Below are 15,876 nucleotides of genomic sequence, written 5' to 3'. Positions count from 1 at the left end.
CACTAGCGGGCTCTCCGGGCCCCCGGTACAGCCCGTGCCCGTCCCCACAACCCGGCGGTCACCGGCGGCCACCGGCACATCTGAGCCCGGCACCCTCCAGGTCGGAGGGTGCCGGGCTTCGTCAGTGCACGGGCGGTGTCGTGAAGACCACGCGGCAGCCGACCGGGGCCGGCGGCCGACTACTCGGCGGTGGTGCCCCCGTCGGAGCTACCTGCCACGGCGCCGGAGACGGAGCCGATGACGTCGTCGAGCCCGATGCCGGAGTCAGCGGAGAGCTCGGCCGCGTCCGCCAGGGTGGAGCTGCTGACGGCACCGGTGGAGAGTGCAGCGAGGACCTTGAACAGCTTCACCCAGTCGGTGCCGGCCACGGAGCTGACGATGGCGGAGGCGTCGGAGCCCTCGGTGCCGGGGGCATCGGTGTCGGGGGCATCGGTGCCGGGGGTCTCCGGGGTGTCCCCGGCGGAGCCGGAGGAGAGGCTGGCGGAGCCGGTGGAGGTGGACGGGAGGTCGGCGGAACCGGTGGAGTCCGCCTCGTCGGCGGAGGCGACCGGCACAGCCAGGGCGACGGCGGTGGCGACGGACAGCGCGGCGACACCGGCACGGGACGCGATGCGGGAGGAGATGATGGATCGGGACATGTGGTGGACCGTCCTTGCGTGGTAGGAGAAGAGACGTGTGTCAGAGGGGCAGGGGTGAGGGGCGTCAGATCCGGATGCTGACATCCGCCGCTCACGTTAGACCAGGACCTGCACCCCCGCCACGGTCTGTGTACCCTGGCCGGACACTCCCCGACCCCACCTGGGAGAAGAGCCACCCTGCCACCCCTGATCCGACCCGGGTGGCCACCCCCGCACCCCACCGGGGTCTGCACCGGAGTCACACCGTCATCTGCCGGACGCCGCAGAAACCTGCGTGTCCCTGCCAGAACAGCGCTACAGCGGCATGATCGTATGCTTCTTCGGCACGTCAGGCACCCGCTTGTCCGCCAGCATCCGCAGCGACTGCCGGATGCGGAGCCTGGTCTGCGCCGGGTCGATGATCGCGTCCACGTAGCCGCGCTCGGCGGCGACGTAGGGGCTGGTCATGTTCGCGTTGTAGAAGTCCATGAACATCTTCTTCGCCGCCGGACGCTGCTCCTCCGGCAGCGCGGCGAGCTGGCGCCCCTGGATCATCACTGCGGCCCCCTCGGCGCCCATGACCGCGATCTGCGCCGTCGGCCAGGCGAAGTTCATGTCCGCACCGAGGTTCTTCGACCCCATCACGGCGTACCCGCCGCCGAAGGCCTTACGGACCACCACGGTCACCTTCGGCACCGTCGACTCCACCATCGCGAAGCCGAGCTTGGCGCCACGGTGGATCAGCCCGACCTTCTCCTGGTCCGCACCCGGCAGGTAGCCGGGGGTGTCCACGACGAAGACCAGGGGGATGCCGTAGGCGTCACAGATGCGGATGAACCGGGTGGCCTTGTCCGCGGCGTCCGCGTCGAGACAACCCGCGAGCTGCATCGGCTGGTTGGCGACCACACCGACCGACCGACCGTCGACGCGGGCGAAACCGGTGATGATGTTCGGCCCGAAGTCCGGCAGCACCTCAAGAAAGTGCTCGTCGTCGAAGATGCGGGTGAGGACGTCGGTCATGTCGTACCCGGCATTCGGATCGTCCGGCACGATGTCGAGCAGTTCGGTATCGGTGGGCAGTACCTCGTCGCCGGGCGCCCAGAACCTCGGGGTCGGCTCGAACGCGGACGACGGCAGGTGGTCGAGAAGGTCACGGACGTAGGCGAAGGCGTCCTCCTCGTCAGGGGCGACGTAACTGAGATTGCCACGCTCCGCCTGGATCCGGGCGCCGCCGAGCTCCTGCATGCTGATCTTCTCACCGGTGACCGACTCGATGATCGCCGGACCGGTGACGAACATGGTGGTCTGCTCCTCGACACCGATGAGGAAGTCGGTCGTCGCCGGGGCGTACACCGCACCGCCGGCGCAGTTGCCGAGGAGCACGGAGATCTGCGGCGACTGGCCGGACAGCGGCAACTGCCGCCGGGAGATCTCGGAGTACATCGCCAGACTCATCACGGCGTCCTGGATACGGGCTCCGCCGGAGTCGTTGATACCGACGACGGGGCAGCCGATACGGGTCGCGAAGTCCATGACCTCGCAGACCTTGTTGCCGAAGGTTTCTCCGACCGAGCCACCGAAGACGGTCTTGTCGTGCGCGTACACCGCCACGGGGCGGCCGTTCACCCGGCCGTAGCCGGTCACGACGCCGTCACCGTAGGGTGCCTCGTCGTCGCCGGGGGTGCGGGCCAGGGCACCGATCTCGGTGAAGGAGCCGGGGTCGAGCAGCTCGTCGATGCGCTGGCGCGGGGTGGTGTGGCCGGCGGCGTCACGCTTGGCCCGGGCACGTTCACTGCCCGGGTCGAGGGATTCCTCGGTGCGGCGCCGCAAGTCGGCCAACTTCTCCGCGGTGGAGCGTCCGGACCCGGGCGCGTAGCGGTCCGCAGGTTCCGCCGGCCGGTTCTCTGCCGGGTTCTCAGTCATACTCACGTCTCCCACGCTAGCCCAGCGCGTCCAGATGCTCGACGATACGGGACCCGACGATGCCGATCGCCGGCTCATCGGGGACGCCGAGGTGGTCGCCGGCGAGCTGGACGATCTCCAGGTCGTCGACGATGCCGCCCCAGCCGCCGTCCGGCGCGATCTCCGCGAAGCTCGGCTCCAGCTCGATCGCGCCCGCGTGCATGCCCTCGGACTTGTAGAGCGTCACCGGGGCGGTGACGTCCGCCCACCGGTGGAAGTCGAGGGTGTTGAGGATGCGGGTGTCGACGAAGCTGGCGCGCTGGTGCTCCAGCACACCGGCGGCCAGACCGTGGGCGGAGGCGTCGGTGTTCGCCAGGAACATCGTCATCATTCCGATGAGCGCCTCCTCACCCTGCTCATCGAGCAGGTCGTGCGGGACGGGCAGGTCGATACCGTAGGTCTTCTTCGCGAACGCGGAGTAGCGGTCCCAGCGGGCGTGCATCTCCTCACGGGTGTCCGGGGCGGGGTGCAGCGGCTGGACGAGGTCGAGAAGTTCCAGATGGCCGACGGTGACGTCCGTCCTCTCCAACCGGTGGGCGACCTCGTAGGCCAGGGCGCCGCCGAAGCTCCAGCCGCCGAGCACGACCGGCAGCCCCTCGGACAGGCGGATGATGTCGGCGACGTAGGCGTCGGCACGCTCGTCGAGGGTGCCTTCGAGACGCTCGACGCCGTAGACCGGCACATCGGACGGAAGTCGCCGGGTCAGCGGTTCGTAGACGACGGAAGATCCGCCTGCCGGGTGGAACATGAACACGGCCGGTCGGCGCGAGCCCTCCGGGCGGTCCCGCAGGACGCGGATGTTGCCCTCGACCTCGGTCTCCAGGAACTGCCGGGCGATGTCGGACAGTGGTTCAACGGTGTCGGCGTCCAGCACCTGGGACGCGGTGATCGCCGAGCCGGAGCGCTCGTTGATCCGGTCGGCGATCCGGGCCGCGGTCTCCTCGTCGATACTGTTCAGTGGACTGGTGACGCCCGCGGGGGCGACGCCGGTGAGCGAAGCCCAGGTGCCGAAGACCATGCGTTCGGCGGCGTCGCGTGGGGCGACGCCGACGCCCTGGGGTTCAGTGTCCGCCGTGGTGTCCGCCGTGGTGTCCGCCGTGTCCGCCGTGTCCGCCGTCGGGGAGGGTGCCCCGGTCGGCGCGTCGACCGGGGCCCCGGCCGTGGCGGTCACGGCAGCTTCCGCCTCACCGTCGTCCTTCGCGGCGACCTGCGCCTCGACCATGGCGATGACGGAGTCCACGGAGCCGTCACGCAGCTCCTGGACGTTCAGCGGCGGCAGGTCGAAATCGTACTCGACACGGTTCTTGATCCGCATGCCCATCAGGGAGTCGAGACCCAGGTCGATGAGCGGCAGCTCACCGGGCAGGTCGTCGACCTCGTAGCCCATGGACTCCGAGACGATGGACCTCAGTCGGTCGGCGACGGACTGGCCGGACGCCGGGTCCCAGCGCACGGCGTCGGTGTCGACGGTCGGGAGGGAGGTGGCCGCGGCACCGGTGGACACGGCCGGAGCGGCGGCCGACGTCGTCTCCACCCGGGCCGCCGCGGAGGTGGCACCCGCGGCGGGCGCGCCGGTGGCCGGGGCGAAGGCCTCACCGACCAGGGTGGACACCCCGTCGGCGGTCACGGTGTACATGTGCACGGTCAGCCCACCGAGGGTGCGCTGGATGACCGTGGTGACCTCGTCACCGGGGTCACCGGTCAGGGCACCGTAGCTCTCGGTGGCGGTGACCCGGGCGCCGTCCGCCACACGGGGCACCGCAGCGACCGCGGCCTCCGCCAGTGCCGCCACCGAGGTGACCTCGGAGAGCGGGACGGAGAAGGCGGTCCGACCGTCCGGCAGGGTGACCCTCACCCCCGGCATGCCGCGAACCGCGCCACCGCCGGGCCTGGCCTCGGTCCAGTGGTGGTGCAGGTTCCAGTGCACACCCGGCACCGCCACGTAGCCGGCACCGCCGGTCACTCCGGTGAAGTCGATGTCCGCACCACGGACGTAGAGTTCCGCGACGGTGGCCAGCAGGGTGTCTGCGCTGGGCTCCTTACGCTTGAGCAGGAACATCAGCGAGGACTCGCCGGCGTTGTTCGCGAATGCGGTGTTCATCATCGGCATGAGGGCGACCGGGTTCGGGGAGAACTCCACGAAAGTCCGGAACCCCGCCTCGAACTGGGCTGCGGTGGCGGTCTCGAACCACACCGGCCTGCGGGTGCAACGCACGAAATAGTCCGCGTCATGCGGGGTGTCCCCTGGACGGTAGATGACACCCTTGTCGACGGTGGAGTACAGCGGGGTGTGGATCGGGCGGGCGGTGATGTCGCAGATCTCGGCGTACAGCTCCCCGAGGATCGGGTCGAGCATGCTGGTGTGGCCGGCACCCTTGACCTTCATCTTCCGGGCGAAACGTCCCTCGGCCTCGAAGTGGGCGACAAGGTCGGTGACGGGCTGGTCCGGGCCACCGACCGTGGTCATGCCGGGTGCTGCGTAGACCGCCGGTTCGATGGCGGCGAACTCCGGGTGGTCGGTCTTGAACTGCTCCAGTTCATCGACGCCGAGATCCACCACGGCCATCGCGCCGAGCCTGTCCCCGGGCAGCAGCCGCTCCCCCTCCCCCATGAGGCGGGCGCGGTGGCAGGCGATGCGCACGGCGTCCGCCATGGACAGGCCGCCGACGGCGTAGGCTGCGGCGATCTCGCCCATCGACTGGCCGACGACGGCCGCCGGGCGTGCCCCGAGCGCCCTCATGAGGTCGGTGAGCGCGATCTGGATCGCGGTGATGCCGACCTGGGCGGACTCCAGGTCGAAGTTCTTCGCGTCATCGGCGATGAGGTCGACGAGGTCCCAGCCGGATTCGGCACGGACGACCTCGGCGATCTCGCGGATCCTCGCGGCGAACAGGGGCGACAGTGCGCTGAGCTCCTTGCCCATCTTCCGGTGCTGGGATCCGTAGCCGGAGTAGACCCACACCGTGCCCTCACGGTCGGGACTGTCGGCGACGGCGATACCGGCGCCCTTCTTCCCGGCCGCGAGGCGCTCCAGACCCGCGGTCGCCTCGGCGACATCGTGGGCGACGACGATGCCACGGGACCGACCGTGGTTCCGGCGTCCCAGGGTGCGGGCGGTGTCCGCCAGCAGGGCGAGGTCGGTCTTCCCGGCGGCGTTGTTCTCCCCCAGCCAGGCGGCGAGGTCACCGGCGGCGGTGCGGCGTCGCGACGGCAGCAGTCCGGACACCGGCAGGAGCTGTGGGACGACGGTCCCGGACTTCTCACCCCGGTCGTTCTCGACCAGCTGGGTGACCGTCCGGTCGAAGACGGCCGGGCGATCCGCCCGCCACTGCTCCTCGGCACGCTCACCGGGGGATGCCGGGGCTGCGCCGGCCGGGTCGACGACGACGACGTGGGCATTCGTTCCGCCGAAGCCGAAACCGGAGACACCGGCGACAGGGTGGCCGGAGTACTCGGGCCACTCACGCGGGTCCTCGACAACCTCCAGGTGGTCGCGGTCGAAGTCGATGTAGGGGTTCGGTCCGGTGAAGTTCAACGACTGCGGCAGCACGCCGTGCCGCATCGACTCGACGACCTTGATGATGCCGGCGACCCCCGCGGCCGCCTCGGTGTGCCCGAAGTTCGTCTTCGCCGAACCGAGCAGCAGAGGGTCGGCGCTCCCGCGCCCCCGCCCGAGGACGCGCCCGAGCGCGCCTGCCTCGATCGGGTCACCGAGGATGGTCCCGGTGCCGTGCGCCTCGACGTAGTCGACGGTGGCGGGGTCGACGCGGGCGTCTGCGTACGCCTGCTGCAGCACCGCGACCTGGGCCTCCGGGTTCGGGGCGGTCAGTCCGTTGGACCGGCCGTCCTGGTTCACCGCGGATCCGGCGATGACGGCGAGCACGTCGTCACCGTCACGGCGGGCGTCCGACAGCCGCTTGAGGATGAGGACGCCGGCCCCGTCGGAGCGGACGATGCCGTCGGCGTCCTCCGAGAAGGCGCGGATACCGCCGGTCGGGCTGAGGACGCCCAGCTCCGAGAAGGCGACGGTACCGAAGGGGTTGGCGAGGATGTTCACACCACCGGCGACGGCGACAGTCGCCTCACCGGTGCGCAGCGCGGCGACGGCGTCATGCACGGCGACGAGTGAGGAGGAGCACGCGGTGTCCATGGCGACGGAGGGGCCGCGGAAGTCGAAGGCGTAGGAGATGCGGTTGGCGATGACGGCGGTGGAGTTGCCGGTCAGCGCGTAGGGGTGGGCCGCGGTCGGGTCGGCGGCGATGAGCATGCCGTAGTCGTTGTTCGTGGTGCCGATGAACACGCCGGTGCGGGAACCGCGCAGAGCGTTGGCGGGGATGTGCGCGTCCTCGAGGGCCTCCCAGGTCAACTGCAGCAGGATGCGCTGCTGGGGGTCCATGTTCGCGGCCTCGACCGGGGAGAGCCCGAAGAACTCGTTGTCGAAGGATGCGATGTCCGCCAGGTACCCGCCGGTGAGCTGGGCGTCCGCCATCCGGCGGACCATCTCCGGGTCGCCGTCGAACTCACTCCAGCGGCCCTCGGGCAGCTCGCCGACACCGCTGCGCCCCTGCTCGAAGAGCTTCCACATGTCTGTGACGGACTCCGCCCCCGGGTAGCGGGCCGCCATGCCGACGACGGCGATCTGCCGGTCGGCGGGGTCCTGCGTGACTGCGGTGCCGGTGCCGGTTCCGGTGCCGTCATTCCAGCTCATGCCGATGTCCGGGGCGCCTCCCCGCAGCTGTGACATGACGTGGGACGCCAGGGCGCCGATCGTGTTGTGTTCATAGGCGACGGTGGCGTCGAGGCTGGCGCCCGTGAGTCGTTCGAGGTCACCGGACAGCACGACGACGTCGCGGCTGGACAGGCCGAACTCCTCCATGGAGCGGTCGTCGGTGATCTCCGCGGCGTCCAGACCCGTGGTCCTGGCCACCCAGTCGTGCAACCAGGCACGCATCTCGGGGACGGTGGTGGGGGCACTTGCAGGCGTGATCGACATAGAGCGGGAGCGTCGCCTTTCTGGAAGGTGTTACATGCGGTTCATGCAGGATGGTAGGGGGCGCAACGATCTGAAGCGGCCACCGTCGTGGTTTAAACGACGGGGGCCGCTGTACCGCTACATTCAGCCGGTCAGAGAGTCTACCTGTTTCAGGCGAAGCTGCCTTCCGACCACATCTTCGCGGCGACCCGACGGGCGATCTTGTTCGCCGAGGAACGCGGGATGGTCCCCTGGTCGACGATGCGGACCTCGGTCGGCCGGACACCGTGGACGGCGGTGACCGCGGAACGCACCGCGGCGACGGCGTCCGCGTCCCCGGCGGGGTCAGCCTCCGGGTCACGCTCGGCGATGATGATGAGTTCCTCGACATCCGCCCCTCCGTCGACGGCGAAGGCGGCGAGGACGTCGCGCAGGATCTGACCGGTGGCCTCCTGGGCGGTGGCCTCGATGTCCTGCGGGTAGTGGTTGCGGCCGGCGATGACGACGAGGTCCTTGATACGGCCCGTGATGTAGATCTCACCGTCGATGACGGCGGCCAGGTCGCCGGTGCGTAGCCAGTTGTCCTCCGGGGCGCCGGCCGCGGCGGAGTTCTCCGCCAACCTGTTCGCCTCCGGCAGCTCGTTGCGGAAAGTCTCGACGGTCTCCTCGTCACGGTCGAGGTAGCCGGCGGCGACATTGTCGCCGTGGAGCCACAGCTCCCCGACGGAACCGGCCGGCAGCTCCCTGCCGGACTCCGGGTCGACGATGACGACGGACTCGTTCGGACCGGGGGCACCGACGGAGACGATCGGCAGGGCGTCGGGGGTGTCCTCCCCGACCTCGACGACGCGGCCGGCGGCGAGCTCCCCGCGGTCGAAGACGCGTAGCAGCGGGCGGTTCTCGGTCTGCGGGGTGGAGACGAACACGGTCGCCTCGGCCAGGCCGTAGGAGGGACGCATGGCGCTGCGGACGAAACCGTAGGGGCCGAAGACCTCCTGGAAACGGTCGATGGACTGCAGCGAAACCGCCTCAGCGCCGTTGATGACACCCTCGACGTGGCTGAGGTCGACATCGGCCAGGTCCTCACGCTCGGCGGGGTTGGCGTAGCGTGCGGCGAGCTCCAGGGCGAAGTTCGGCACGGCGGCGTAGACGTTGACGGCGTCCTCCCCGACGGTGCCTTTCTCGGACAGCTGGCGAACCCAACGGCCCGGATCCTGGATGAAGTCGCGCGGGCTCATGATGTCCTGCGGGATGCCGAGGATCAGGCAGAAGGACGCCAGGATGATACCCATGTCATGGTGCAGTGGCAGCCAGTTGACCAGGCGCATCGGCATCTGCAGCTGACCGGCCTGGAACACCTGGAGCACGTTGGTGACGATGTTGCGGTGGGTGAGGACCACCCCGGCCGGGGCACGGGTGGACCCGGAGGTGTACTGCAGGAACGCGGGGTCGCCGGCCTTCGGGGCGAGCTCCGGGTGCTCCATGAAGAGCATCATCGGGTTCTCCCAGTCATCGGCGAGCGAGTCCGGGAGCGCGTCGACGGTGAGGATGCGGGGACGCTCACCGGCGGGCAGGTCGGCGAAGTGCCGACGCACCTCGGCCGCGGAGTGCCGGTTGGTGAGCACCACGGTCGGGGTCGCGGAAGCGAGGACGGCGGAGAGGTGGGCGCCGTGCCCCGGCTCGGTGGGGTCGTACAGCGGCACGGGGACGGTGCCGGCGTAGAGGGCACCGATGAAGCCGATGAGGTACTCGGGGCTGTTGTTGGCCAGGATGGCGACCCGGTCACCGGGGGTGGTGACCTGCTTCAGGCGGACGCTGACCGCCTTGATCCTGGTGTTGACCTGCGCGCGGGTCCACTCGACGACCTCCCCTTCCCGGGAGGAGGAGAAATCGTGGAACCGGAAGAGCACGTCATCCGTGGTGCCCTGCATGCCTGCCATCGCGAAGAGCATCTCGTTCATGCCCGAGAGGGTCAGCTGGTCGGGGATGCTGATGTTCCCCCTCTCGTCGTAGAACTGTTGCATCGCTGCGCTGACGTCCATGTGGTCTCCTGTGATTGGGTCGGTCGCGGGAACTGATCGGGTTTCTCCCAGAAACCTTAACGGTTCGTGGTCCCGAATTGTTATGGACGCCGCTGACAGTTCACCCGTCGCACCCCTCAGGCGGCGTCCGCAGCGTCCGTCGCATCACCTGTGCCACCCGTGCCGCCTGTCTGCCCGGCATCCTCCGGCGACGCGGTGCGGGTCACGGTGGCCACCCCGTCCGCGTCGACGGTGATCCGGCCTCGCTCGAAATCGCAGTACCGGGACCCGTCGGCCCCGACGACCTCGTCGGAGGTCGGGTAGCCGAGGCCGTCGGCGTGCTCGTACCCGGCGTCCTTCCACGCCTCCAGCAGCGGGCCGTTGAGCAGGAGGTGCGTCCCGGAGTTGTCGCTGTAGTACATCAGACCGTTCTCGAAGGCGGAGTAGGCGCCCTGCGGATCACCGAGCGTCTCCTCGTCACGGACCGGGAACCCGAGGACGGACACCGGCCCCCCGAGCTCCAGGTACCGGTCCCCGATGAGCCCCTGCACACTGAACACCTCACCCGAGGCCGTGTTCCGGATGATCGTGCCCCTCTCGAACCGCTGGGACTGACCGATCACCTTCCCGTCGGCCCCCCGGATGTCCTTCTCCGCGGCGACCGGGTAGCCGAAACCGTGCTCCCAGTTCTTCCGCGCCCAGGCCGCGATGACGTCGTCCCTCACCGCGACGGCACCGTACTCACCCGTCCAGTGGATGCGCCCGTGCTCGTAACGGACGAAGACGCCCTTCGACAGGCCCTCCTCCTCCGAGACCGGGTAGCCGAGCCATGAGGCGGGCCCGCCCATCGAGGAGTAGAGGGCGCCGGTGCGTCCCCACTGGGCGTAGGCGGTGTCCGAACCGGCCGCCAGGAACAGCCGCGCGTTGCGGAAGTCCTGGATCCGCCCACCGTCCGGCCCGTCGTAGGCGTTGCCGGTGCAGTCACCGACCGACTCCTCGCCGCGGCGCTCCACAGTGGCGAGGAACGCCCCCTCGACGACGCACTCCGCGGCGACGTCGGAATCCTCCAGACCCCACTTCTCCGCGATCATCGGCCACATCTCGTGCAGCTCGGGCTGCCAGTAGGGCCAGTCATGGGTGCCGTCCGGACGCCACCGGGTGACCACATCCACGCCGGCGAGTTTCGCCGCGTTGACGAAGGTCTGGGAGGTCACCCGGGACCCCGCCTCCATGTGGTCGGCGATGATCTCCGGATGCTCGCCGGGGTCACTGTGGGCACCGGGCTTTCCGTTGCCCGCCGAGACATAGACGAGCTTGCCCCGCAGTGCCCCTGCGGCGAGCTTCGGGTCGTGCGCGAACCAGTCGGCGGAGTAGTAGGGACCCCACATCTTCGTGGCGTCGAAACCGGCGGACCCCAGTGTCTGGTCGAACAACTGCGGCATCCCCGGTGACGTGGTGTCGAGGTAGCCGGAGAAGGAGCCGACGGCGTCGAACATGTCGGGGTTACGGGTGGCGATATTCACGGCACCGGTCGCCCCCATGGACAGGCCGACGACGGCCCGCTGGTCGTCACGGGTGCGCCACTGCGCCAGGACCGGCGGAAACTCCCGGGTGAGGAAGGTCTCCCACTGATAGTTCTGTCCGTTGTCCGGCTGTTGCCAGTCCGTGTAGAAGGATCCGGAACCACCGACGGGGAGAACGAGGTTGACGTTCTTGTCGGCGAAGAACTTCACGGCGTCGCTCCGGTACGACCAGCCGTTCTCGGTGTCGCTGCCCCACAGTCCACCGAACATCCACAGGGAAGGGAACTCACGGGTCGGGTCACTGTACCAGTCACGGGCGAGGTGGATCTGCACCTTCTGCACCTCACCGCCCATCGCCGGGGAGGTCACCGACACATTCGCCCAGTGACTGTCCAGCCACTCCACCCTGGTGACCTCCACGCCCTCGGGCAGGCCCGGGACATCCGGGGCGATCTCCGTGGTGAGGACGCCGCGCTCCGGGGCGGGGCCGGGGTCCAGTTCCGACAGCGGGGACGCCGCGGGCGGGGCGATGTTGCCGGTCTCGGCGCGCGGGGTGCCGCCATCGGTGACGGTTCCGGCGGCACCCGTACCGGCGGTGCCGTCGCCCACGACGGAGTCCTGGGCGCCTGCGGGGGCGGACGCGAGAACCAGGGCGAGGACCAGTGGCACGGTGAGGACCCGGGCGGGGACGCTACGCCGGTGATGACTGCAGACGGAGTACATCCCCCGGAACGTACCAGCCCGCCGACCCGGTCAATAACGAACAGGGAGATACTTTCACCCCCGTCAAACGCCTGCTCAGGAGGGTCGGGGGCTCCCCACCGTCACTTCCCGGCATCGATGATGCCGCGCGCCCAGTTGACGATCCACTGCGGCACAGTCTCCCCGGAGACGACGTTGCCGTTGGTGGAGTACTGCGCGTGAATGCCGTTCGCCGCGATGAGATCATTGGCGCGCTGGACGGCATTGCCGATGTCACGGGGTGCGCTGCACACCAGGTCAGCGGGATCGCAGAACTGGTTGACCCGGTCACCGAGGGCACCGAAGTCCTGCGGGCGGGGACCACGCATCGACGCCCCTGGCACGATCGGCTGGACCAGCAGGTTCACGGAGCTCAGGGCGATCTCCGCGCCGATGCCCCGGACGTCCGGGGATCCGACGAGGATGCCCCTGCCGTCCTCGCGGCGGCCGTCGGCTATCAGCGAGACCCCGGCGACGTTCGCGGCGGGGACGGGGCCGTTGCCGTTGCCGATCTCGGTGACGAGGTCACCGGTGAGCACCGCGCCCTGACTGAAACCGACGAGGAGGAACCTGGTGCCGGGACACTCGGCGTAGGTGGACGCCATCTCCGCACTGACCCGGTCGTAGCCCTGGTTGCGCGAATCGTCGTAACTCATCTCACCGAGTGCGTTGATGTTGCGGAACTGGGCGGCGTAGGGAAGGGTCCAGACCTTCACCCCGCCGTCCGCACCGTCGGCGGTGGCGTCTCCGCCGTAGGCCTCCTGCAGCGGGCCGGTGACGTTGAGCAGCAGCGAGTTCGGGTTCGCCGTGGGGTGGACAGGATTGTCGTCGGCGTTGGACTCCCAGGTACCGGGCGCGGCGATGACCTCGTAGGCCGGGCAGTGCTCCGGCTGGTCACCGGAGGGGGGCATGGGCCCGGCACCGGTCGTGGGGGCGGGACCGTTGCCGTCGCTGCGGTTCATCCACTGGCCGATGCCGACCACGAGGATGATGACCAGCACGATGACGCCGAGCACGGTGAGAGTCTTCTTCATTGACACGACGCTACCCGCCCGGGCTGGCAGGTCGCTGGGAGGCGTGCGGAGCGGGTGTGTGCGGGGCGTCTAGGAGACGGCGACTCTCCCGGCGGCGTTGATGCTCAGCGTACCGCCCTCGAACCTCACGGAACCGGGCTCGTCATGGGCACCGGTGTAGTCACTCCTGATGAATCCCAGGTCACCGGACTCATACCCCAGCGCGGCGTACTTGGCGAACAGTTTGCCGTGGGTGATGACGTAGGTGCCGAGAACCGACGTGTAGATCACGCCGTTCTCGTAGTTCCGGAAACGACCCGAGGTCCCCTGCGGGGACTTCGGGGTGGTGCCGGATCCCCGGTCGGCGCCGAGGGCGTCCTGAAGCTCCGTGGAGAGACCGTCGTACCTCGCGTCGAGGGCTGCGGTGGTGCCGGTCTGGACGACGGTGGCGTCCTCCCCGTCCCCCTCGAGGGCCAATGTGCCGCCCTCGAAGGTCCCGGTCCCGGTGCCGAGGTAGTCCGAGGTGATGAAGCCGAGCTGACCGGACTCGAACCCCTGCGCGGCATAGGCGTCCCACACCTTGCCGTGCATGATGACGTAGGTGCCCAGCGACGAGCTGTAGATGACGCCGCCGTCGTAGTTCCGGTACCGACCGGCTGTGCCCTGCGGTGATTTCGGCGTGGTGCCGGAGGAACCGGCCTCGCCGAGCTGCTCCTTCTGCGCGGCGGTGAGCGACACGTACTTCTGCGCGATGGCGCCGGCGCCTTCAGAGACGACGCCGTGACCGTCTGCGGTGACCGTGCCACCCTCGAACTCCGCGGTCCGGGATCCGTCGGCGTTGACGACCTCGTCCGCGACCAACCGACCGAGGTCGCCACCTTCGAAACCCTGGTCACGGTAGTGGGTGAAGATCGGGCCGTGGTAGATGACGTAGGTGCCGAAGATCGTGGAGTAGATGACACCCCGGTCGAAGTTCACGTAACTGCCGACATTGTCGAACATCGTTCCGGTGTCCCCGGTCGGGAAGCCGAGCTGGTCGCGCTCCTCCTGTGACAGGTCCAGGTAGCGCTGGCCGATGTCCCCGGCGAGCAGACGGACGGTCGTGTCCGCCCCGCCCACGGTCCCGGCCGGCAGACGGACGGCGGCACCGCTCTCGAACTCCTGGATCTGGCCGGTCCTCGTCCGACCGTCGTGCGTGACGGGGATGTTCTCCTCGTCACGGAGAGGGTAGCCGAAGGGTCCGTACTCGTTACCGGTCGTACTCCACGGCGTCCGGATGTCCATCCGCATCGCGGCGGGCCCCCGACCGTTCTGCACGCTGGACCAGTAGATGAAGCCGTTGTCGAACTGGGCCCACGCGCCGCCGTTCTTCGCGCGGGAATCCGGCTCCACCGGCCAGCCGAGCCAGCCGCCCGGTCCGCCCTCCGTACGGTACTTCGCGCCGGTGCGTCCCCAGGTGGCGACGGCCCGGTCCTCACCTGCCCACTCGTCGCCGGGCCGGCCGCCCCTGAGGTAGACCACGCCGTTGCGGTAGTCCTGTGCCGTGCCGATGACGGTGTCGCCGTCCCGGATCGCGTAGACCTCACTGATGCAGTCTCCGAGATCGTAGTTGTCACGGTTTCCCCGGTAGCGCTCCACCGCCTCCGCGAACTTCCCGGTGGATGCGCACACCGGGGTGGTGTCGCTCTCGGACAGACCGAGGTACTCCGCCGCCATCGGCCACGACTCCTTCATCTCATGGGTCCAGTACGGCCAGGTGTGGATACCGTTCGGACGCCACCGGGTCGTCACGTCCACCCCGGAAACCTTCGCCGCATTGACGAAGCTCTGCGAGGTGACCCGGGCCATGGCCTCCATCGTCGCGGACTGGAGGTCCGCCGGCACGGTCGGGATCGGGCCGGACGGTTCGTGGCTACCGGTGTTCCCGTTGCCCGCGGAGACGTAGATGCCCATGTTCCCCATGCCTCCGACCAACAGCTTCGGATCATGTTCCCGCCAGTTCTGGGAGTAGTACGGACCCCACATGTCGGTGACCTCGTAGCCCGCCTGACGGTCGATCATGCCGAACAACTGCGGGAGTCCCGGTGAGGTCGTGTCCAGGTAGCCGGAGAAGGACGCCATGAAGTTGAACTTGTCCGGATGCCGGGCGGCAAGGACGGCGGCACTCGTGCCGCCCATGGACAGACCGTTGATGCCACGCCTGTCGTTGGTGCGCCACCGGGTGCTGAGAATCGGGATGAGCTCGTCGATGAGGAAGGACTCCCACTTGATCGGCCTACCGTCGACGTCGTTCACCCAGTCCGAGTAGAACGTTCCGCCACCCCCGATGGGCATGACGACATTGACGTTCTTGTCCGAGTAGAAACTCACGGCGTCCGTCGAGTACGACCAGGCGGACTCATCCTCACGACTGTACAGCGGGCCCAGCTGCCAGAGTGACGGGAAGGTCCGGTCGGGGTCGGTGTACCAGTCGCGGGCGAGATGGATCTGGACCTGCATGGTCTTCCCACGGTTCGACGGGGAGGTGATGTAGAGCTTCACCCAGCGCTCGGTGATCCACTCGACCTTGTCCACGGTGACACCGTCCGGCAGGCCGGTGTTGTCCGGCACCGTGGTGCGCAGGACATCACGGTCCGGCGCATCACCCGGGTCCATGAAAGCCAACGGGGAGTTCTCCGGGGCCCGGACTCCCGGGCCGTCCTCCGCCACCGGCGTCTCCTGCGTCTCGATCTGACGCTGGACTCCGTTCGCGGCGGTGTCGCCGGTGTCGGCAGTGTCGGCAGTGTCGGCGGTGCCGGCAGTGTCGGCGGTGCCGGCAGTGTCGGCGGTGCCCGCGACGTCGGCCTCGTCCGCCACGACGTCCGGGACCGCAACGGGCACGGCGAGCACCAGGGTGAGGAGCAGCACGAAAACCGGCCTCGGGACACGACGGGACATGGTGCGCCCGGGCCGGCGCAATGCAGAACGCATGAGAACTCTTTCAGAAATGACGGCACCGGCCCGGAAGACCGATCCTGTGACAGATGT

At 69.1% G+C, this 15,876-nt stretch carries 7 protein-coding genes; all 7 read right to left on the bottom strand.

Annotation, left to right across the window (positions count from 1 at the left end):
* Nucleotides 1-179: 179 nt before the first annotated feature.
* On the bottom strand, nt 180-638 hold the full coding sequence (locus QZV72_RS06040) for a hypothetical protein (RefSeq protein ID WP_297006291.1): 459 nt from the start codon (nt 636-638) through the stop codon (nt 180-182).
* 294 nt (nt 639-932) lie between these two features.
* Nucleotides 933-2,540: an acyl-CoA carboxylase subunit beta gene (locus QZV72_RS06035; RefSeq protein WP_297006293.1), complete on the bottom strand. Its 1,608-nt coding sequence runs from the start codon at nt 2,538-2,540 to the stop codon at nt 933-935.
* 16 nt (nt 2,541-2,556) lie between these two features.
* Nucleotides 2,557-7,572, bottom strand: coding sequence for a polyketide synthase Pks13 (gene pks13 / locus QZV72_RS06030; protein ID WP_297006289.1), 5,016 nt, complete (start codon nt 7,570-7,572; stop codon nt 2,557-2,559).
* A 149-nt stretch (nt 7,573-7,721) separates the two neighbouring features.
* Complete coding sequence (locus QZV72_RS06025) at nt 7,722-9,593, bottom strand: FadD32-like long-chain-fatty-acid--AMP ligase (RefSeq protein ID WP_297006288.1); 1,872 nt, start codon at nt 9,591-9,593, stop codon at nt 7,722-7,724.
* A gap of 116 nt (nt 9,594-9,709) precedes the next feature.
* Entirely contained in the window at nt 9,710-11,818 is a 2,109-nt protein-coding gene (locus QZV72_RS06020; RefSeq protein WP_297006286.1) for an alpha/beta hydrolase-fold protein, read from the bottom strand.
* Between the two features lie 101 nt (nt 11,819-11,919).
* On the bottom strand, nt 11,920-12,870 hold the full coding sequence (locus QZV72_RS06015) for a cutinase family protein (RefSeq protein ID WP_297006285.1): 951 nt from the start codon (nt 12,868-12,870) through the stop codon (nt 11,920-11,922).
* Nucleotides 12,871-12,939: 69 nt separating this feature from the next.
* Nucleotides 12,940-15,756: an alpha/beta hydrolase-fold protein gene (locus tag QZV72_RS06010; RefSeq protein ID WP_297006283.1), complete on the bottom strand. Its 2,817-nt coding sequence runs from the start codon at nt 15,754-15,756 to the stop codon at nt 12,940-12,942.
* Nucleotides 15,757-15,876 lie beyond the last annotated feature (120 nt).

It is taken from the genome of uncultured Corynebacterium sp., assembly GCF_902782855.1.
Classification (GTDB): Bacteria; Actinomycetota; Actinomycetes; order Mycobacteriales; family Mycobacteriaceae; genus Corynebacterium.
This window is presented reverse-complemented; position numbering and strand designations above follow the sequence as displayed.